19 protein-coding genes are annotated in these 19,099 nt (G+C 63.5%); 8 read left to right on the forward strand and 11 right to left on the reverse strand.

The genetic code is table 11. From position 1 onward, the window contains the following. The first annotated feature begins 83 nt into the window (after nucleotides 1-83). Nucleotides 84-1,163, forward strand: coding sequence for a GGDEF domain-containing protein (locus NKK52_RS28145; protein ID WP_023685126.1), 1,080 nt, complete (start codon nucleotides 84-86; stop codon nucleotides 1,161-1,163). 71 nt (nucleotides 1,164-1,234) lie between these two features. Here NKK52_RS28145 and NKK52_RS28150 read toward each other — a convergent pair whose 3' ends face one another. Further along, the gene (locus NKK52_RS28150) at nucleotides 1,235-2,227 is read right to left on the reverse strand and encodes an adenosine kinase (RefSeq protein ID WP_023738127.1); all 993 of its coding nucleotides are present in this window, start codon (nucleotides 2,225-2,227) and stop codon (nucleotides 1,235-1,237) included. Between the two features lie 216 nt (nucleotides 2,228-2,443). Here NKK52_RS28150 and NKK52_RS28155 point away from each other — a divergent pair, with 216 nt between their 5' ends. Beyond that, nucleotides 2,444-3,346 (forward strand): DMT family transporter, encoded by a 903-nt coding sequence (locus NKK52_RS28155; protein ID WP_023685124.1) that lies wholly within the window; start codon nucleotides 2,444-2,446, stop codon nucleotides 3,344-3,346. Nucleotides 3,347-3,542: 196 nt separating this feature from the next. Further along, entirely contained in the window at nucleotides 3,543-4,244 is a 702-nt protein-coding gene (locus tag NKK52_RS28160) for a sulfate transporter family protein (protein WP_023685123.1), read from the forward strand. A gap of 5 nt (nucleotides 4,245-4,249) precedes the next feature. Here the strand turns inward: NKK52_RS28160 and NKK52_RS28165 are convergent, their stop codons facing one another. From NKK52_RS28165 to NKK52_RS28195, 7 genes are all read right to left on the reverse strand, one after another. Next, complete coding sequence (locus NKK52_RS28165) at nucleotides 4,250-5,245, reverse strand: proline racemase family protein (RefSeq protein WP_023685122.1); 996 nt, start codon at nucleotides 5,243-5,245, stop codon at nucleotides 4,250-4,252. A 12-nt stretch (nucleotides 5,246-5,257) separates the two neighbouring features. Further along, nucleotides 5,258-6,061 (reverse strand): isocitrate lyase/PEP mutase family protein, encoded by an 804-nt coding sequence (locus NKK52_RS28170; protein WP_023715577.1) that lies wholly within the window; start codon nucleotides 6,059-6,061, stop codon nucleotides 5,258-5,260. A 76-nt stretch (nucleotides 6,062-6,137) separates the two neighbouring features. Further along, on the reverse strand, nucleotides 6,138-6,956 hold the full coding sequence (locus NKK52_RS28175) for a hypothetical protein (protein WP_023685120.1): 819 nt from the start codon (nucleotides 6,954-6,956) through the stop codon (nucleotides 6,138-6,140). A 176-nt stretch (nucleotides 6,957-7,132) separates the two neighbouring features. Next, a complete protein-coding gene (locus tag NKK52_RS28180) occupies nucleotides 7,133-7,792 on the reverse strand; it encodes an HAD family hydrolase (protein WP_023685119.1) in 660 nt (219 codons plus the stop codon). 1 nt (nucleotide 7,793) lies between these two features. Next, nucleotides 7,794-8,279 (reverse strand): dUTP diphosphatase, encoded by a 486-nt coding sequence (dut, locus tag NKK52_RS28185; protein ID WP_023672879.1) that lies wholly within the window; start codon nucleotides 8,277-8,279, stop codon nucleotides 7,794-7,796. Between the two features lie 85 nt (nucleotides 8,280-8,364). Beyond that, nucleotides 8,365-8,673, reverse strand: a complete 309-nt coding sequence (locus NKK52_RS28190; protein WP_352630332.1) for an Lrp/AsnC family transcriptional regulator — start codon at nucleotides 8,671-8,673, stop codon at nucleotides 8,365-8,367. Then, nucleotides 8,600-8,833 (reverse strand): AsnC family transcriptional regulator, encoded by a 234-nt coding sequence (locus tag NKK52_RS28195; RefSeq protein ID WP_352630335.1) that lies wholly within the window; start codon nucleotides 8,831-8,833, stop codon nucleotides 8,600-8,602. The genes NKK52_RS28190 and NKK52_RS28195 overlap by 74 nt, the downstream gene beginning before the upstream one ends. 113 nt (nucleotides 8,834-8,946) lie before the next feature. On the opposite strand from NKK52_RS28195, the gene NKK52_RS28200 reads away from it, so the two are divergent. From NKK52_RS28200 to NKK52_RS28210, 3 genes are all read left to right on the forward strand, one after another. After that, a complete protein-coding gene (locus tag NKK52_RS28200; RefSeq protein ID WP_023685117.1) occupies nucleotides 8,947-9,201 on the forward strand; it encodes a DUF6356 family protein in 255 nt (84 codons plus the stop codon). 15 nt (nucleotides 9,202-9,216) lie between these two features. Further along, nucleotides 9,217-10,011, forward strand: coding sequence for a class II glutamine amidotransferase (locus NKK52_RS28205; RefSeq protein WP_023685116.1), 795 nt, complete (start codon nucleotides 9,217-9,219; stop codon nucleotides 10,009-10,011). Between the two features lie 301 nt (nucleotides 10,012-10,312). Continuing rightward, complete coding sequence (locus tag NKK52_RS28210) at nucleotides 10,313-11,686, forward strand: amidase (protein WP_023685115.1); 1,374 nt, start codon at nucleotides 10,313-10,315, stop codon at nucleotides 11,684-11,686. Here NKK52_RS28210 and NKK52_RS28215 read toward each other — a convergent pair. Continuing rightward, nucleotides 11,680-12,753 carry an NAD(P)/FAD-dependent oxidoreductase gene (locus NKK52_RS28215; RefSeq protein ID WP_023715579.1) on the reverse strand — a complete coding sequence of 358 codons (1,074 nt, stop codon included), beginning with the start codon at nucleotides 12,751-12,753 and terminating at the stop codon, nucleotides 11,680-11,682. The two genes, NKK52_RS28210 and NKK52_RS28215, sit on opposite strands and share 7 nt — an antisense overlap. A 140-nt stretch (nucleotides 12,754-12,893) precedes the next feature. Here NKK52_RS28215 and NKK52_RS28220 point away from each other — a divergent pair, with 140 nt between their 5' ends. Next, complete coding sequence (locus tag NKK52_RS28220) at nucleotides 12,894-14,486, forward strand: peptide chain release factor 3 (RefSeq protein WP_023685113.1); 1,593 nt, start codon at nucleotides 12,894-12,896, stop codon at nucleotides 14,484-14,486. 177 nt (nucleotides 14,487-14,663) lie between these two features. Here NKK52_RS28220 and NKK52_RS28225 read toward each other — a convergent pair whose 3' ends face one another. Beyond that, a complete protein-coding gene (locus tag NKK52_RS28225) occupies nucleotides 14,664-15,134 on the reverse strand; it encodes a VOC family protein (RefSeq protein ID WP_023685112.1) in 471 nt (156 codons plus the stop codon). A 270-nt stretch (nucleotides 15,135-15,404) separates the two neighbouring features. Between NKK52_RS28225 and ilvD the strand changes: the two genes are divergently transcribed. Next, the gene (gene ilvD / locus NKK52_RS28230; RefSeq protein WP_023715582.1) at nucleotides 15,405-17,249 is read left to right on the forward strand and encodes a dihydroxy-acid dehydratase; all 1,845 of its coding nucleotides are present in this window, start codon (nucleotides 15,405-15,407) and stop codon (nucleotides 17,247-17,249) included. Between the two features lie 67 nt (nucleotides 17,250-17,316). Here the strand turns inward: ilvD and NKK52_RS28235 are convergent, their stop codons facing one another. After that, nucleotides 17,317-19,074: an ABC transporter ATP-binding protein gene (locus NKK52_RS28235; protein ID WP_023685110.1), complete on the reverse strand. Its 1,758-nt coding sequence runs from the start codon at nucleotides 19,072-19,074 to the stop codon at nucleotides 17,317-17,319. Nucleotides 19,075-19,099: the final 25 nt, after the last annotated feature.

Below are 19,099 nucleotides of genomic sequence, written 5' to 3' on the forward strand. Positions count from 1 at the left end.
CGGCTGCTATAGGGAACGTTCTCGCCCCCTATGGCCTTATGGCATTGGCGGCGCGCTCAGACCGCCAAAACGGGGGTGCGGCCATGAAGCATGACGGGGTTTCTGCATCTGTGGTCGGCCAGGGGGTCTATCACGACGAGCGGCTGGATGCGCTGCTCAGCATCACCGGCCGCATGGACGGTTATCTCTACCGTTGCCGCAACGATGCGTCCTACACCATGCTCTACATCAGCGACGGCATTTTCACCGTCAGCGGTTATCGGCCGAGCGACTTCATTCAAAATGCCGTGCGCGACTATGTCTCGGCCATCCACCCGGATGATCTCGCTGCCGTCTATGCCGCCGTCGATACCGCGCTCGAGGCGCGCTGCAACTGGAACGTCGACTACCGCATCGTGCCGCAGGTCGGCGAGCCGCTCTGGGTCCGCGAGATCGGCGGCGGCGTCTGGGACGAGGCCGGCGAACTGGAATTCCTGGAAGGTTTCGTCGTCGACATCAGCGACCGCAAGGTCGTCGAGGATCTCAACGCCGAGCTGCTGCTCGAACTCAAGGCCGCCAATGAGGAACTCTCCGTACAAAAGCGCGAGATCGAGCTGGCCAAGCAGCACAGCGACCACTCGGCCAACCACGATGCATTGACCGGCCTGCCCAACCGGCGCGCCTTTCACAACGAGCTGAGGTCGGTGATCGACCGCTGCGACAGCACCGGCCAGGCGGCCGGCCTGCTGTTCATCGACCTCGATAGGTTCAAGAAGGTCAACGACACGCTCGGCCACGAGGCCGGCGACGCGCTGCTGCATGAGGTGGCGGGTCAGCTTCGCACCGTCCTGCGCAGCGCTGATTTCGTGGCGCGGCTCGGTGGAGACGAGTTCGCATTCCTGTTTTCAGGAGAGGCTAGCCGGGCCCGACAGAAGGCCGTGGGCGTCGCCGAACGTATCCTGGAAAAGCTGCGGATCAAGGTGCCGACGCCGAATGGTGCCATCCATGTTGGTTGCACCGTTGGCGTCGCCATCTACCCGGCGGAAGCGTCCGATTCGGAGGCGCTGATAACGCTCGCCGACCGACTGATGTACATCGGCAAAAAGAGCGGCCGCAACCGGCTGGTCACCGCCGGGGCTTTGGAACCCGGGCCTACGTCCGACGACCTTCGCCGCACCGCCTGAGCGGAGCGCCGGACAGCCTGAACCGGCGGGCACCCCTCATCTGGCTCGGCGCTGCGCGCCGAAAGACGGCCCTACAGCAACCCCGCCAATTGGGCCGCGCTGCGCAGGTTCTGCCGCGGCCGTGGCCCGAGCTGCTGGATGACCAGCCCGGCGGCCAGCGAGCCAAGATCGCCGCAATCCTGCAGGCTGCGCCCCGAGGTGTAGCCGTAGAGGAAACCGGCGGCGTAGAGGTCGCCGGCGCCGGTGGTGTCGACCAGCTCGCGGATCGTCGTCGCCTGGATGGTGACAGTCTCGTCGCCGCGCACGATCACCGAGCCTTTTTCGGAGCGGGTGACGGCGGCAATTCTGCAGTCCTTGCGGATCGCCGCCAGCGCCTCGTCGAAGGATTTGGTCTGGTAGAGCGACTTGATCTCGTGGCTGTTGGCAAAGACGATGTCGACAGTGCCCGAGCGCATCAGCTCAAGGAACTCGTCCCGGTAGCGGTCGACGCAGAACGAATCCGACAACGTCATCGACACTTCGCGCCCGGCCTCGTGTGCGAGCTTCGCCGTCTGCCGGATCGCCTCCTTGGCGCGCGGCGGATCCCACAGATAGCCCTCGAAATAGGTGACCTTGGCGCCGGACGCCTTGTCGGCCTCGACGTCTTCCGGCCCGAGTTCGACACAGGCGCCGAGATAGGTGTTCATCGAACGCTCGCCGTCGGGGGTGACGAAGATCATCGAGCGGGCCGTCGGCGGCTGTCCTTCGAGCGGCCTGGTGTCGAAGGCAACGCCCTGGGCATGGATGTCATGGGCGTAGATTTCGCCGAGCGGATCGTTCGACACCTTGCCGAAGAAGGCAGCGCGCCCGCCGAAGCTGGCGACGCCCGCCGCCGTATTGCCGGCGCTGCCGCCGGAGGCCTCGATCGCCGGCCCCATGCGGCTGTAGAGCAGCTCGGCGCGCTTGGTGTCGATGAGGTTCATCGCACCCTTGATGATGCCGTTGGTCTCGAGAAAAGCGTCGTCGCACTGGGCGATGATGTCGACAATGGCATTGCCGATGCAAAGCACGTCAAAATCCGGCATCAATGTCTCCGCCTGGGAACCTGCCGGCTTTCTGCCGCGCCCGGGCGGGTCTACAGCATCACCCCGAAAAATGGCAACCGATTTCCATCCTTTGCCGGCCCAAGCCGGCGCGCGCGCCTGGGACGAGGCTCCATCACAGTTCGACCGTGGCCGAAGCATCTGACCGCCGGGTCGCCTACAAGCTTGGCCTCAAATCAAGCCCTGGAAGCACCCTGCATGCAAGCAAAGACCGACATGACCACCGAACTGGCGCTGCTTGGCGTGCTGGCCGCCCTGTGGGGCGCGTCCTATACCTTCATCAAGATCGGTGTCGAGACGATCCCGCCGATAACCTTCATCGCCGCCCGCACCCTGATCGCCGGCGCCATCCTGCTCGCGCTGATCCGCTGGCGCGGCCTTTCCATGCCCAAGGACGGCGCGACCTGGTGGCGGTTCATGGTCCAGGCCTGTCTCAACAGCGTCGTGCCATTCACGCTGATCGCCGCCGCCGAGCGCTCCATCGACGCCGGCCTCGCCACCATTCTCAACGCGACCTCGCCGATCTTCACCTTCCTGCTGACCGCGCTCATCACCCGCCACGAATCCGTGACCGCACGCAAGCTGTTCGGTGTCGGTGCCGGCATTGCCGGCATTTGCCTGATCGTCGGCACCCAGGCGCTTGGCGGGCTCGGCCATCAATTGTGGGCGCAACTTGCCGTCATTGCCGCCACGGTCTGCTATGCCGGCGCCGCCATCTTTGGCCGCGGCTTTAGGGGACTCGACCCGATGCTGCCGGCCGCCGGCTCGATGCTGTGCGGCGCGGTCATCCTCGTCCCCTTGAGCCTGGCCTTCGACCGCCCGTGGACGCTGTCGCCTTCAATGGCGTCGATACTGGCCTTGTTGGCATTGTCGGTGTTCTCCACGGCGCTGGCCTTCTGCATCTTTTTCCGCCTCATCCACACGCTTGGTTCGGTCGGCACGACGTCGCAGGCCTATCTGCGCGTGCCGATCGGCGTCGGCATCGGCGTCGTGTTCCTCGGCGAAAGCCTCGGGCCGACGGCGCTCTGGGGCATGGGCTGCGTCGTCGCCGGCGTTGCGGCGATGACCATCCCAGCCCGCTCCCGGGCGCTGGCGCGCTAGATAATGATGAGATTTGGTTGAAATCTCATCATGATCTAACCCTTTGTTGGAGCATGATTTTTCCAAAAACCGGTGCCCACTTTTTGGGATCATGCTCTAGTTCCCGTCCGGAATTGCGCCCGCTCCAGCAGGCTTGCGGCTGACAGGGTCTCCACCTATGTCGGAGATATCCTTTGTTCCTGGGGGTGGAAACGCCGTGATCTCCAACGCTGCCCGCGCCGCCTTCAGCCGGCTGTTTTCTCCCGAATTCCGCGCGGTTTTCCTGAAGACGCTAGGCTTGACAGTGCTGGCGCTGGTCGCCTTGTGGTTCGCTTTGACCGGGCTTGTCGATTGGCTGGCGCTGCCATGGGTTCACTCCTTGTTGCCCGGCCTGCCGTCATGGGCCGGATGGCTGGGCGGCATCGTCGCCGCAATCGCGCTTGCCTTCGGGATGGCGCTGCTGATCGCGCCGGTGACGGCAATCGTGGCGGGCCTGTTTCTCGACGACATCGCCGAAGTGGTCGAGCGCACCGACTATCCCGCCGATCCGGTCGGACGCGCCATGCCGGCGCTGCGCTCGCTGGTGCTGTCGGTAAAATTCTTCGGCGTCGTCATCCTGGGCAACATCGTTGCCCTGCTGCTTCTGCTGGTGCCGGGCATCAACATCGCCGCCTTCTTCATCGTCAACGGCTATCTGCTGGGACGTGAATTCTTCGAATTCGCCGCCATGCGCTTCCGCCCGGAAGATGAGGCGAGGGCGTTGCGCCGGAAACATGCCGGCACCGTGTTTCTGGCCGGGCTGCTCATTGCCGCCTTACTCGCCGTGCCGCTGCTCAACCTGCTGACGCCGCTCTTCGCTGCCGCGATGATGGTGCATCTGCACAAGGCGGTCGGCGCGCGGGAGAGCGCCAGGCGATAGGCCTATCAACGCAGAAGAAAACCGCGTCCCAATTCGTCATCCGGCTCGACGGTGAATTCTGCCCGGCCCGAATAGTAGGCGCGGCCGCCGACGCGGGCGATGATCGCATCATGCGGGCCGGCCATGGTCGTGCGCGCCACCGCGCCGGAAAAGCGCGAGCCGGCGATGCTTTCGAAGGACCGCTCCTGACCAAGGTTGATCTCGCCCTTGGCATGCATTGCCGCCAGCCGCGCGGTGACGCCGGAGCCCGTCGGCGAGCGGTCGACCTCGGCATCGGCAAAGACGCAGATGTTTTTCGTTGCCTCGCCGGAGAATGCATGTCCATCGGTGAGGATGGTGCCGTAGAGGAAAGCGAGATCGGCATGGTCGGGATGCGATAGAGGGAACGCCGCCTTCAGCCGTTCGGTCAGCGCGGTTGCCGCGTCGACGAAGTCGCGCACCCGGCTGCGGCCGAACTCCAGGCCGAATTGATGGCAGTCGGCCAGCGCGTAGAAGGCGCCGCCATAGGCGATGTCGAACGCAATCTTGCCGTATCCCGCCAATTCGATTTGTTGGTCATGGGCAAACAGAAAGGCCGGCACGCTTTCGAACGACACCGCGCCGGCCTTGCCGTCCCTGACCTCGACCGAGGCGACGACCATGCCGCACGGCGCCTCGATGTTGACGGTGGTGGTTGGCTCCTGCTTGACCACTAGCCCTTCGTCGACGGCGTAGCGGCCGAGCGCGATGATGGCATGGCCGCACATCGTCGAATAGCCCTCATTGTGCATGAACAGCACGGCGAGGTCGGCGCCGGGCAGGTCGGGCTCCACCAGCAGCGCGCCATACATGTCGTAGTGGCCGCGCGGCTCGAAGATCAGCAGCTTGCGCAAATGGTCGAGGTGGTCGCGCACATAGGCGCGCTTTTCCAGGATCGTGCCTTTGGGAATGTCTGGATAGCCGCCGGTGACGATCCTGAGCGGCTCGCCGCCGGTGTGCATGTCGACGACGGTGAGCGTCATGCGCCGGGACCCCTAGCCTGAGGATTTGGAAAACAGCGCCTGCAATTTGCCGAACGGCATGGCGGCGCGGGTGAAGCCGAACGTGCCGTCCTGCTGGATCTCTCGCGCCGCAGTTTCCAGCATGCCGAAGGCGAAATTGGTCAGCCACGGCCCAAGCGAGATGCGCTTGACCCCGGCCATGGCGAGGTCGGCGATGGTGAAGGCCGACAGTGCCATGACGTTGACCGGCCTGCTCACCGCCGAGCAGACTTTCTGGATGGTCTCGACATCTTTGAGGCCGGGCGCATAGAGCACATCGGCGCCGGCCTTTTCGAAGGCCTGCAGCCGCTTGATCGTGTCGTCGAGATCCGGTTTGCCCCAAAGGAAATTCTCGGCCCGTGCGGTGAAGACGAAATCATGCTTGAGCGCCCGTGCGGCTTCAGCAGCAGCTGCAACGCGCTCGACGGCGTGTGAAAACTCATAGATGGGCTTGTCGGGATCGCCGGTATGGTCCTCGATCGAGCAGCCGGCGAGACCTGCCGCTTCGGCCGCAAAAACCGTCTCGGCGGCACTCGTCGCGCTGTCGCCCTTGCCTTTCTCGAGATCGGCCGACACCGGCAGGCTGGTTGCCGCCGTCAGCTCGCGGCAATGGTGGATCATCGCCTCGAAGGTCACTGCGCCATCGGGCAGGCCGCGCGAGAAGGCAAAACCGGCGCTGGTCGTCGCCAGCGCCTTGAAGCCGAAGGAGGCCAGGAGCTTGGTCGTGCCGACATCCCAGGGGTTGGGCATGACGAAGGTCGAGGCGTGCAGGTCGCGAAAGATCTTGCCCTTGTCCATGAGTGCTCCCTTCAGATGCGGAATATCGGCAGATTCTATCGTGAAGAAATGCACCGGGCAAACGAATGCGGTTGGCTCAGAAGCGTTTGGCGTTCTCTCCTGCCAATCTATCCAGCGCGTCGGAATCCTTGACGTAGTGCAACGTCTTCTTGTCCCAATGATAGGCAACGGAAATTGCGTGGGCTTCAGGCTTGGGCGGCTGGCCGTCGCAGCTCTCGCCGTTGAGCACCGTGGCGTCGGTCACCGTCACTTTGACTGCGGCATAAGGCTGCCCGTCAGCGATCGTCTGGAAAGCAACGTCCTGCTTGCGGCTGTAGGCGCACAGGTTCTCATCGAAGGTCAAGATCATGTCGATCAATTGGAATTTGTCGTCGCGCACCATGATCAGCGGCGTGATCGCGTAGTTTTGGCTTGAATTGAAATGCGCGCTCATGGTGATCACGATGTCGTCGTTCGGCCCAACGGAAAGCTTGCCCGGTTCACGGAAATAGGTGCCGCGGTCGAGCGCGACATTGACGGCGTCGAGCAGCTTCGGCTTGTCTGTGATGTCGTAGAGCGCCAGCACGGCATAGCCTTCGGCGCTGTCGGGAGAGTCGCCGAGGTCGTAGAGCATCGCCAGCCGGTCCTTGCCCCCGGCCTTGATGGCGAGCACGCCGGCGTTGGAGAGGCCCGATGTCTCAGGCGGCGAACCGCCGCCATCCGGTCCCTCGATGTGGCGCATCTCGATCGGCAATCCACCCCGGTAGAAACCGTTGCTGTCACCTGCGAGGCCGGGAATGACCATCCTTGCGAGGTCCAGATAGGTCACATCCATGTGGCCGGGGATGGCGCTGCCGAATTCCGGGAAGCTGACGGCTTGCGCGCCGGCTGCGGTCCAAAGCCACGGCAGCAGCACAAGCGCTAGAGCAATTTCGGGAAAAGTGTGTGCGGTTTTCCGGCCGGAAATTGCAACAAAACAAAAAGATAGAGCGGTTCGCCGTTTCCATGAAACGGTGAAACGCTTTAGGATGGAGCGAAGCAGGTTCGTTGGCATGGGCGCCTCAGGCTGGCCGCGCGGAACCTAACACAGCTTCAGTGGATCGGCACCAGCCCGGCAAGTTCGCGCATGTCGTCGAACAGGACGCCGCCGGCGCTGGCCAGGCCATCGCGGTCGGAATAGGGATCGCCATGATAGGCATAGACACGCATGCCCGCGGCAATGCCGGCCTGCGTGCCGGCAACGCTGTCCTCGATGACGATGCAGTCGGCCGGCGCAAAACCCATGGTCTTTGCCGCATGCAGGAACAGGTCCGGGAACGGCTTGCCGCGGCTGACCATGGTCGAAGAGAACATGGCATGCTCGAACAGCGGCAGCAGCCCGGTCTGGCCGAGCGTGATGTGCATCTTCGAGATACGCGCGGAAGTGGCGACGCAATAGGGAATGCCGGCCGCGCGAACCGCCTCGATGAAGTCGCGCACGTAGGGGATCGCCTCGACGCCATGCGCAAACAGATCGGGCAGGCCGGCATTCCAGCGATCTACGAAATCGGCGCCGAGCCGCACCGTGGTCGTCTCTTCGATTTCCTTCTGCACCGAAGCCATGCTGCGGCCGGAAAAATATTTGCGGCAATATTCGAATGTGGTGGGATAACCGGCGGCAACAAACCACTCGGCAAGCCGCCGGTTGGCAAGGTTCTCGGTGTCGACCAGGATGCCGTCGCAGTCGAAGATGACCAGTTTCGGTATGCTCATTTCAGGCGGTGCCGGTCGATCCGAACCCGCCCGCGCCGCGCGTCGTGGCGCCGGCCAGCGAGCGCTCCTCAACCGTCACCTGCGTCACCGCGGCAAAGACGATCTGGGCAATGCGCATGCCGCGCGTCACCGCGAAATCCTCGTCGCCAAGGTTGATCAGCAGCACCTTGACCTCGCCGCGATAGTCGCTGTCGACCGTGCCCGGTGAATTGAGGACGGTCAGCCCATGCTTGAAGGCAAGGCCGGAGCGCGGCCGCACCTGGCCTTCCATTCCTTCGGGAATTTCCAGGATCAGACCGGTCGGCACCAAGGCGCGCTTGCCAGGCAGGATCAGCAGCGGCCGGTCTTCCGGCACCGCGGCGCGCAGATCCATGCCGGCGGCGCCGGTGCTTTCATAGGCGGGAAGGGGAAGTCCATCTCCATGCGGCAACCTGACGAAGCCGACAGTGGGACCAATGACGGAGGAATTTTGGAAGGCTGCGCGCATAAAATCGATCCTATCGGCGCGAACGGCGATTCGGTCAACTCGTCCGCAGGCCAATCAACGGCTTTCTTTCAGGCGTCAGTGTGACCTAGCGCAATTCCATCGGAACGACGGTCGTCTCCTTGATCTCCTCCATGACGAAGGAGGCCGAAACGTCCGACAGCGCCACCTTGGCGATCAGCCGCTGATAGAGCCGGTCATAGGCCTTCATGTCAGCGACGCGGGCGCGCAGCACGTAGTCGAGATCGCCGGACATGCGATAGACCCCGGTGATCTCGGGAAAACCGGTCACCGCCGCACGGAACTTCTGCAGCCAGTCCGGGTCATGATTGGAGGTGCGGATCAGGATGAACACCGAAAGTCCGAGCCCGAGCTTGTCGGCATCGACCAGCGCCACCCGTCCGGTGATGACGCCGTCCTCTTCCAGCCGCTTGACCCGGCGCCAGCAGGCGTTGCGCGACAGCGACACTTTCGGAGAGCTGATCGACCGATAGTGTGCCGTCGCGTTGCAGCTCGGCCAGCAATCTTCGGTCGATTTCATCAAATTCAAGCGCCATGTGGGATGAATGTCCCGAACCACGGCGTTAGACAAGGACAAATTGAGACCGATGAACCTTTACCCCGTGGCAGGATACCCACATCGGGGCTTATCCCGGCAGGAGGGATCACCATGACGACGCTGTTTTCGAAGCTGTTCACCTCTCACCCGGCCAAGGTGGGCGAGACCTATTTCAGCCATATGGCCTTTGCCGCCTGGTTCTGCTCGCGCCTCCTGATGGCCGCTGGTGCGGCACTCGTTCACGCTTTCTTGCCGTTTCTCTTCGAAACTACGGCAAGCCGAATCGTTCGCGAACTCTACGAGCGGACGCACAACAGAGGCTCGCACGCGGTCAAGGAGCCCCAGGCTCTCTTGGATCGCGCCTAGGATTGGTTAGAAGCCATGTGCCGATGGGCGGCCTATCTGGGTGAAGCGGTCTTCCTCGAAGACGTCGTCACCGCACCTTGCCACTCGCTGATCGCCCAGAGCCATTGCGCCCAGGAAGCCAAGTCGCCGACCAATGGCGACGGTTTCGGCCTTGCCTGGTATGGCGACCGGCCCGAGCCCGGCCTCTACCGCGACATCCTGCCGGCCTGGTCGGATCCCAATCTGAAAAGCCTATGCCGGCAGATCAAATCCGGCCTGTTCCTCGCCCATGTCAGGGCGTCGACCGGCGGCGCCACCAGCCGCATGAACTGCCATCCCTTCATCTCCGGCAACTGGTCGTTCATGCACAACGGCCAGATCGGCGGCTTCGAAAAGATCCGCCGCGCGCTGGAGAACTCGCTCTCTGACGCCGTCTTCGACCAGCGCGAGGGCACCACCGATTCCGAATTGTTTTTCCTGCTGATGATCGACGAGGGTCTTGCTGGCGACCCGCAAGGGGCAGTATCGCGCGCCACCGCTCGGGTTCTGGAGGCGTCACGCCACGCCGGTCTCGAACCGGCCTTGAAACTCACTGCAGCCCTTTCCGATGGGCGCGCGCTCTATGCCGTGCGCTACGCAAGCGATGCCCACGCACCGACGCTGTACACGTCGCTCCGCAACGGCGGTCGTTGCATCGTGTCCGAACCCTTCGACCGCGAAGGCGGCGACTGGCAGGCGATCCCGCCGGCGAGTTTTGTCACGATCACTGGCGATGGGATGAGCATTCGGCCGTTCGTGCCGGCTGTGGCAAGGCTGGCACTGGTCGTCTAGGCCCTAGTCTAAGCCGCATTCCTTCGCGCCCCCCTCTGTCCTGCCGGACATCTCCCCCACGAGGGGGGAGATTGGAGGTCACGGCGGCCTTCGCCAATTTTCAACGCAGGAAAAGGGGCGCCGAAGCCAAAGCTGCCAATCTCCCCCCAAAGTGGGGGAGATGTCCGGCAGGACAGAGGGGGGCGCCGGAGAGCGCCAACCTCAACCGACCGGCAAGCGCAATTTTGATCAAGCGCCGATGATCTCCGAATGCTGAACTTGGTTTTAAACCGCGATACGTTTGGCAGCAGCCGGAGCAATCATGGACCTCGCCTTTTCCTCTACCATCGATCTCGCCGCCGCAATCGCGGCGCGAAAGATCTCCGCCGTCGAAGCTCTGGACGCCCATCTGGTCCAAATCGACCGACACAACGAGGCCGTCAACGCCATCGTCAATCTCGACCGCGAAGGCGCCCGTGAGCGCGCTGAAAACGCCGACGTGGCATTGGCGCATGGCGATGCGCTCGGCTCGCTGCATGGCGTGCCCTTCACCCTGAAGGATACGCACGAAACGGCCGACATGAAGACCACGGTTGGTTTCGCACCATTCGCCGACTATGTGGCAAAGGCAGACAGCCCGGTCGTCGCCCGATTGAAAGCCGCAGGCGGCATCCTGATTGGAAAGACCAATGTCGCGACGATGCTGGGCGACTGGCAATCGGACAATCCGCTGTTCGGTCGCACCAGCAATCCGTGGAACCGATCGCGCACGTCAGGCGGGTCCAGCGGTGGCGCAGCGGCAGCGGTGGCGACCGGCATGACGCCGTTCGATGTCGGCACCGACATGCAGGATTCGATCCGCCTGCCGTCGGCTTTTTGCGGCGTCTACGGGTTGAAACCGACCGAGCACCGCGTGTCCCTGGCCGGCGCCCTCCCCGATCCGAACGGCGCGGCGCGTAGCGTGCGGCTGATGTCCTGCCTCGGCCCGCTGGCGCGCAGCGTGGAGGATCTTGCGCTGATCTACAAAATCATCGCCGGCCCGGACGGAGCAGACACCGACCTCGCGCCGGTGCCCGTAGAGGCCATGCCCAGGCTCGACCTCAAGACATTGCGCATCGCCGTCGCGCCGTCCTTCCCCGGCTTTCCGGTGGCTGGTAAAATCGCTGCCGCGGTCGAAAGCCTGGCCAAGCGGTTGCAATCAGCAGGGGTGATTGTGGAAGAAGCGAACTTGCCTGAGATCGATCTGCATGACGATCTGGAGCAGGGCGGCGATCTGATCGGCATGATGCTGGAGGCAGCGCAGCCCGAACCGCCGGAGCAGCCAACGCCGATCACCAATTGGTTCGAGGCGCTCGCTCGCCGCGACCGCTCGATCCTGGCCTGGGACAGGTTCTTCGAAACCTGCGATGCCTTGCTGTGCCCGGTCGCCATGACCACGGCCTTCGCGCATTGTGAGCCCGGCACGCCGATCGAAGTCGACGGCAAGGAGCTAAGCTATTGGATGCTACCGGCCTATGGCGCGGTCTTCAATTATTCCGGCCATCCGGCACTCTCGCTGCCCTGCGGGCAAGACCGCGACGGCCTGCCCATCGGCCTGCAACTGGTCGGCAAGCGCTGGTCGGAATCGCGCCTGCTTGGCATCGGGAAGGCAATCGAAGCGCTGACCGGCGGCTTCAAGCGTCCGCCGGGCTACTGAGCAAACCGACCCAACCCATAAGGCCTCAGCAGCGGATCACGCTCACCGTCGAGAATTTCGCGCGTGGCGAACAGCCCGACCGCCGGCGCAAGCGTTATGCCGGAATGCATGACGGCGACATAGAGGCCGCCGACGCCCTCGGCGCGGCCGATGATCGGAAAGCCGTCGATCGGCGTCGGCCGGTAGCCAACCGTGTGAAATTCGAATTCCAGCCCGTCGGCGCCGCGCAAGGCCGCCTTCATTGCTGCGAACAAATCGCGCGCCGTGGCGTCGGGGTTCTCACCTGGATCGCCGCCGGCGAAATCCGAGCCGGCAATGATGCGGCCCTCCGCCGTCTGGCGCATATGCAGCTTTTCGGCATGCACCAGCCCGTTGAGCAGCTTCTTGTATGGCCGCGAGTGGACGATCAGGCCGGGCGGGGTCTCGATAGGTAGCTTGATGCCGGCGGTAGCGGCAATATCGGGCGCCCCGACGCCGGCTGCGATCACCACCTCTTCGGCTGCCATCAGCCCATGCGATGTATCGACACCGGTAATCCTGCCATAGGTCTGGACAAGTGCGGTTACAGAACTGGAGAGAACGCGCGCACCTTGCCGTTCTGCGTCGGCCAGCAGCGCCTTGGCCGCTGCGACCGGTTCGGCCACGCCTTCTTCAGCGACATAGACAGCCAATTCCGGTGGCTCGACGAGACTGGGCTCGATTTGCGCTGCCCGCCCGGCGTCGACGCGTTCGATGCCGTAACCCCAGGAAGCGTGCTCAGCCGCGTAGGCTTCGAGCCTGCCTGCCGGCAGATCCCAGCACAGCCCGCCGCACCAGGCGAGCGGCAGGCCGGGCAGCTCGTTTGCCAGCCGCTTCCATTCGGCCATCGCACGGATGCGCAGCCGGAAATAGATTTCGGGATTGCCCCAGCTGGCGTTGATCCAGGCAAAGGAGTTTGGCGTGGCGACGCCGCCGGCACCACTATCGGAAATCACAGTCACCCGCGCCCCGGCCTTGGTCAGGTGCCAGGCGATGGACGCCCCGATAATGCCGGCGCCGATGACGATGACTTCTTTAGCGCTGCTCATACCGGACCTCTCAAATTGGGCTCCTCTGATGCCACCGCAGCGGGTTAAGCTCAAGGGCGGTCGAGGCCTGCCGGCCCGAAACGGTCGACAGGCTGGCAATGCGCTGCTAGAAGCCCGCGCCACAGACAGGATTCCAGAAATTGGCTGAAGACATCGAACAGGCGGTATCGCGCCGCCGCACTTTCGCGATCATCGCCCACCCCGACGCCGGCAAGACGACGCTCACCGAAAAGCTGCTGCTGTTCGGCGGCGCCATCCAGCTTGCCGGCGAGGTCAAGGCCAAGAAGGACCGCATCCAGACCCGGTCCGACTGGATGAAGATCGAGCGCGAGCGCGGCATTTCGGTCGTCACTTCGGTGATGACCTTCGAATACGAGGACAATGTCTTCAACCTGCTCGACACGCCAGGTCACGAAGATTTCGCCGACGACACCTATCGTACGCTCTCGGCGGTCGACTCGGCCGTCATGGTCATCGACGCCGCCAAGGGCATCGAGCCGCGCACGCTGAAACTGTTCGAAGTCTGCCGGCTGCGCGACATCCCGATCATCACCTTCATCAACAAGATGGACCGCGAAAGCCGCGACCCGTTCGAAATTCTCGACGAGATCGAGCAGAAGTTGGCGCTGGACACCGCCCCCATCACCTGGCCGATCGGCCGCGGCAAGACTTTTGCCGGCACCTACCACCTGGCGCTCAACGCTGTGCGCAGGGGCGATGCCGAGAAAGACCGCACGCCGGTCAACGGCCCCGACTCCAACCGCGTCGCCGGCCTGCTGCCGGAAAACGAGCGCGAAGCCTTCATCGAGGAGCTGGAACTCGCGCGCGAGGCCTGCCGACCTCTTGATATTGACGCGTTCCGTGAGGGCCATCTGACGCCGGTCTATTTCGGCTCGGCGCTGCGCAATTACGGCGTGCGCGACCTGATCGAGGCGCTCGGCGCCTTCGGCCCGCCGCCGCGTGCGCAGGACGCAGACACCCGCAAGGTCGAGGCGACGGAGGAGAAGATGACGTCCTTCGTGTTCAAGATCCAGGCCAATATGGACCCCAACCATCGCGACCGCATCGCCTTCGTGCGCGTCTGTTCGGGCAAGCTCGAGCGCGGCATGAAGGCCAAGCTGGTGCGCACCGGCAAGCCGATGAGCCTGTCGGCGCCGCAGTTCTTCTTTGCCCGCACCCGCGTCACCGCCGACGAAGCGTTTGCCGGCGATGTCGTCGGCATTCCCAACCACGGCACGCTGCGTATCGGCGATACGCTGACCGAAGGCGAGGAGATACTGTTCCGCGGCGTACCCAACTTCGCGCCGGAAATCCTGCGCCGTGTGCGCCTCGGCGACGCGATGAAGGCGAAAAAACTCAAGGAAGCGCTGCACCAGATGGCCGAGGAAGGCGTCGTGCAGCTGTTTTCGCCGGAAGACGGCTCGCCGGCCATCGTCGGCGTTGTCGGCGCGCTGCAGCTCGACGTCTTGAAGGAAAGGCTGAATTTCGAATACACGCTGCCGGTCGAATTCGAAATGTCGCGCTTCTCGGTCTGCCGCTGGATCTCTGCCGACGACAAGGCCGAAACGCTTCGCTTCATTGAGGCGCATCGCGGCGACATCGCCCGCGATCTCGACAACGACCCGGTGTTTCTGGCCCAGAACGCCTTCTCGCTGAACTACGAAGCCGAACGCTGGAGGGCGATCCGCTTCGCCACCATCAAGGACTACCAGGTCCGCGACAAGGCGGCGTAAGGCGCCCCTTTTCCTTCTGCCCGCTTACGCGGAGAAGGTGCCCGAGGGCGGATGAGGGGCAGCGCCGACCTTGAAGGGTCAATTGGCTCCAAGGCGCGCCGGCCGTTCGCGTGGCTCAGGGCGTTCGAAGCTCGAAAAGCAAAGCAATTGGCTTTTCGTCCGCTACGCGGCCGCTTCTCACCCCTTCGCAGCTTCCTCGATCTTGGCAATATCGATCTTGCTCATCTGCATCATCGCCGACATCACCCGCCCGGCCTTGGCCCGGTCCGGATCCAGAAGCAGGCGCGGCAGTTGCTCCGGCACGACTTGCCAGGAGACGCCGAACTTGTCCTTCAGCCAGCTGCATTGCGACGGTTCGCCGCCGCCTTCGATGAGCTTGTCCCAGAAATAGTCGACCTCTTCCTGCGTCTTGCAGTCGATCGACTGTGACATCGCCTCGTTGAACTTGAATTGCGGTCCGCCGTTCAGCGCCTGGAACTGCACGCCGTCGAGTTCGAACGTGGTTACCAGCGCCTTGCCGGCATCGGTATGGCCTTCGGGCCAACGCAGCACGCTCAGTACCTTCGAGTTCTTGAAGATGGAAACGTAGAAATTCATCGCCTCTTCGGCCTGGCCATCGAACCACAGGCAGGTGGTGATCTTTTGCATGTCATGCTCCTCGGGTGTTTGGTTGCGGTTACAGGTGAAGCGGCTGACTTATAGAAATGGTGCCATTCCCTTGCCGTCGTCCCAAGGACGGATGCCGGGCTAGCGATCCGACACTGGCCGGCAATCTTTTTCGAAACCCTGATTTCAGCGAGACTCTGGCGCATTGCAAAAATGTGGCCAGACCATACTTGCCGGTCTATAAACCCCGCGGTCCAAATTAAGCGCCGCCACGCTCCGCGTTGAGCGCAGCCAACCAGCCAAGGAACATTCATGCCTGCCTATCGCTCCCGCACTACCACCCACGGCCGCAACATGGCCGGCGCCCGCGGCCTGTGGCGCGCCACCGGCATGAAGGACTCGGATTTCGGCAAGCCGATCATCGCGGTGGTCAATTCCTTCACCCAGTTCGTGCCGGGTCATGTCCATCTCAAGGACCTTGGCCAGCTGGTGGCGCGCGAGATCGAGAAGGCCGGCGGTGTCGCCAAGGAATTCAACACCATCGCCGTCGATGACGGCATCGCCATGGGCCATGACGGCATGCTCTATTCGCTGCCGTCGCGCGAGCTGATCGCGGACTCGGTCGAATATATGGTCAACGCGCATTGCGCCGATGCCATGGTCTGCATCTCCAATTGCGACAAGATCACGCCCGGCATGCTGATGGCCTCCTTGCGCCTCAATATCCCAAGCGTCTTCGTCTCCGGGGGGCCGATGGAAGCCGGCAAGGTGGTGCTCGCCGGCAAGACACAAGCGCTCGACCTGGTCGACGCCATGGTTGCCGCCGCCGACGACAAGATCTCCGACGAGGACGTCAAGGTCATCGAACGCTCGGCCTGCCCGACCTGCGGCTCGTGCTCCGGCATGTTCACCGCCAATTCGATGAATTGCCTGACCGAGGCGCTCGGCCTGTCGCTACCCGGCAATGGCTCGACCCTCGCAACCCACGCCGACCGCAAGCGGCTGTTCGTCGAGGCCGGCCATCTCATCGTCGATCTCGCCCAGCGCTACTACGAGCAGGATGATGAGTCGGCACTGCCGCGCAGCATCGCCTCCAAAGGCGCCTTCGAGAACGCCATGACGCTCGATATCGCCATGGGCGGCTCGACCAACACCGTGCTGCATATCCTGGCCGCCGCCCATGAGGGCGAGGTCGATTTCACCATGGAAGACATCGACCGGCTGTCACGCCGCGTTCCGGTGCTGTGCAAGGTCGCACCAGCCAAGTCCGACGTGCATATGGAAGACGTCCACCGCGCCGGCGGCATCATGGCGATCCTCGGCCAGCTCGACAATGCCGGGCTGCTCAACCGCAACCTGCCCACGGTGCATACGGCAAGCCTCGGCGAAGCGCTTGACCATTGGGACATCTCCCGCACCTCGAGCCAGAGCGTCCGCGACTTCTTTCTCGCCGCTCCGGGTGGCGTGCCGACACAGGTCGCCTTCAGCCAGGACCGCCGCTGGGACGAGCTCGACCTCGACCGCGAGAAGGGCGTCATCCGTTCGGCCGAAACGCCGTTCTCCAGAGACGGCGGGCTTGCGGTTCTGAAAGGCAATCTCGCGCTCGACGGCTGCATCGTGAAGACCGCCGGGGTCGACGAGTCGATCCTGAAGTTCACCGGCCCGGCCCGCGTGTTCGAAAGCCAGGACGCTTCCGTCAAAGCGATCCTGTCCAACGAGATCAAGGCCGGCGATGTCGTCGTCATCCGCTATGAAGGGCCGCGTGGCGGCCCCGGCATGCAGGAAATGCTCTACCCCACCAGCTATCTGAAGTCGAAAGGCCTCGGCAAAGCCTGCGCGCTGGTCACCGACGGCCGCTTCTCGGGCGGCACATCAGGCCTGTCGATCGGCCATGCCTCACCGGAGGCGGCCGAAGGCGGATTGATCGGGCTGGTGCAAGAGGGCGACACGATCGAGATCGACATCCCCAACCGCACCATACGTCTGGCGGTCAGTGACGCCGAGCTAGATGCGCGCCGCGCGGCCATGGAGGCAAAGGGCGCCATGGCCTGGAAGCCCGAGGAAAAGCGCAAGCGCAAGGTGACGACCGCGCTGCGCGCTTACGCAGCCTTCGCCACCAGCGCAGACAAGGGCGCGGTGAGGCACGTGCCGCAGTGAGGGGTGCGGCGCCGACCCCCACCCCGCTGCTGCGCAGCGACCCTCCCCACAAGGGGGAGGGTAAAGCTCACGGCATCAGCTGATATTCGTAAAGCTTCTGATACAGCCCGCCCTGGTTGAGCAGCGTGCGATGCGCGCCGCTTTCCACCACCTTGCCGGCCTCCAGCACCACGATCGTGTCGGCCTGGTGCACGGTCGACAGGCGGTGGGCAATGACGATGGTGGTGCGCCCGACCGTCAGCTGCTGCAGCGCGTCGCGGAACAGCGCCTCGGATTCGGCGTCGAGTGCGCTGGTCGCCTCGTCCAGAAGCAGGATTTCGGCATTGCGCAGCATGGCGCGTGCGATCGAGATGCGCTGGCGCTGGCCGCCTGACAGCAGCGCGCCATTCTCGCCGACATCCGTGTCGTAGCCTTTCGCCTGGGCGCTGATGAAGTCATGTGCATTGGCGGCCCTTGCGGCGGCCATTACTTCCTCGTCCGTGGCGCCCTCGCGCCCGAGCCTGATGTTGTGCATGATCGTGCCGGCAAACAGGAACGTGTCCTGGCTGACATAGGCGATCTTTTCCCTGACCGAGGTGAGCGTGGCACAAGAAATGTCCTGCCCGTCGAACATCACCCTGCCGCTCTGCGGGTCGTACATGCGCATGATCAGGTTGAGGATGGTCGACTTGCCACTGCCCGAGGGTCCGACGAGCGCCGTCATTTTGCCTGCGGCAAGCGTCAGGTCCAGTCCCTCGAACACCGGCGCGCTTTCGGGGTAGGCGAAGCTGACATTGTCGAAATGGATCTCGCCCGGCCCGGCCCGCAGCGGCTTTGCATCCGGCTTTTCGGCCAGCGTCAGCGGCCGGTCGGCGAGCTGGAACATCATGCGCACGCCGACAATGCCGGTTTCAAGCGAGATGCGTACGCGGGCCAGGCGCTTGGCCGGCTCATAGGCCAACAGCAGCGCCGCGATGAAGGCCATGATGTTGCCCGGCATCTGACCGCCGCCGCCCAGAACCAGGAAGCCGCTGACAAAAACGGCGCCAGCGATGGCCAGCCCCGCAAGCGTTTCCATAACCGGGCTGGTGGCGGCCTCCAGCGTGGCGATGTTGTTGGCGCGGCTCTCCACGTCCGACACGGCCTTGTACATGCGCTTGCGCATGGCGCCTTCGAGACCGAAGGATTTGACGACGCGCACGCCGATCGCCGTTTCCTGCATCACCTGCACGATCTGGCCGAGCGAACGGAATTCTTGCGAGGCAATTTTTCGGACGCGCTTCAGGATACGATTGACGCCGTAAATGGCGATCGGCCCGATCACCAGACAGATCAGGGACAGCGCCGGCTGCTGCCAGACCATCACACCCACCAGCGCAGCCAGCGTCACCAGGTCGCGAACATAGGACGTGACGATTTGGTCGAGCACGCTGCGCGCGGCCTGGGCATTGTTCGTCATGCGCGAAATCAGTTCGGACGAAGAGGTCGAATGATAGAATTCGATGCCTTGCGCAAGAATGCTGTCATAGATCTTGCGCTGCCGGTCGGCGATGATGGCATTGCCGACCCTGCTCATGAAGTAGGCCTGGATGAAGTTTGCGAAGCCCTTGAGAATGAAAATCGCTCCGGTCGCCGCCGCGATCAGATTGACCTGCCCAATCCTCTTGTAAACCACGAATTCATTGGTGATTTCGCGCAGCATATAGGCGCTGGCTGCTGTCGTTGCCGCCACCACCAGCATCGACAGAATGGCCGCAGCGTAGCCAAATCTATGTGCGTGAAAGGATTCCCGCAAAAGCCTTGCGATAAGGCGCTGGTTTTCCGTCGAACGGAAGAAGCGAAACAAATGGCCGATCCCATGCCTGACTGAC

Origin of the sequence: Mesorhizobium sp. C277A (assembly GCF_040324395.1) — a bacterium.
In the GTDB taxonomy this organism is placed as follows: Bacteria; Pseudomonadota; Alphaproteobacteria; order Rhizobiales; family Rhizobiaceae; genus Mesorhizobium.

Excerpts from the sequence above, each read along its gene's own strand:
- NKK52_RS28145 (WP_023685126.1), top strand. The coding sequence starts at position 84 with ATGAAGCATGACGGGGTTTCTGCATCTGTGGTCGGCCAGGGGGTCTAT.
- NKK52_RS28150 (WP_023738127.1), bottom strand. The coding sequence starts at position 2,227 with ATGCCGGATTTTGACGTGCTTTGCATCGGCAATGCCATTGTCGACATC.
- NKK52_RS28155 (WP_023685124.1), top strand. The coding sequence starts at position 2,444 with ATGCAAGCAAAGACCGACATGACCACCGAACTGGCGCTGCTTGGCGTG.
- NKK52_RS28165 (WP_023685122.1), bottom strand. The coding sequence starts at position 5,245 with ATGACGCTCACCGTCGTCGACATGCACACCGGCGGCGAGCCGCTCAGG.
- NKK52_RS28170 (WP_023715577.1), bottom strand. The coding sequence starts at position 6,061 with ATGGACAAGGGCAAGATCTTTCGCGACCTGCACGCCTCGACCTTCGTC.
- NKK52_RS28180 (WP_023685119.1), bottom strand. The coding sequence starts at position 7,792 with ATGAGCATACCGAAACTGGTCATCTTCGACTGCGACGGCATCCTGGTC.
- dut (WP_023672879.1), bottom strand. The coding sequence starts at position 8,279 with ATGCGCGCAGCCTTCCAAAATTCCTCCGTCATTGGTCCCACTGTCGGC.
- NKK52_RS28195 (WP_352630335.1), bottom strand. The coding sequence starts at position 8,833 with ATGGCGCTTGAATTTGATGAAATCGACCGAAGATTGCTGGCCGAGCTG.
- NKK52_RS28200 (WP_023685117.1), top strand. The coding sequence starts at position 8,947 with ATGACGACGCTGTTTTCGAAGCTGTTCACCTCTCACCCGGCCAAGGTG.
- NKK52_RS28205 (WP_023685116.1), top strand. The coding sequence starts at position 9,217 with ATGTGCCGATGGGCGGCCTATCTGGGTGAAGCGGTCTTCCTCGAAGAC.
- NKK52_RS28210 (WP_023685115.1), top strand. The coding sequence starts at position 10,313 with ATGGACCTCGCCTTTTCCTCTACCATCGATCTCGCCGCCGCAATCGCG.
- NKK52_RS28215 (WP_023715579.1), bottom strand. The coding sequence starts at position 12,753 with ATGAGCAGCGCTAAAGAAGTCATCGTCATCGGCGCCGGCATTATCGGG.
- NKK52_RS28225 (WP_023685112.1), bottom strand. The coding sequence starts at position 15,134 with ATGCAAAAGATCACCACCTGCCTGTGGTTCGATGGCCAGGCCGAAGAG.
- ilvD (WP_023715582.1), top strand. The coding sequence starts at position 15,405 with ATGCCTGCCTATCGCTCCCGCACTACCACCCACGGCCGCAACATGGCC.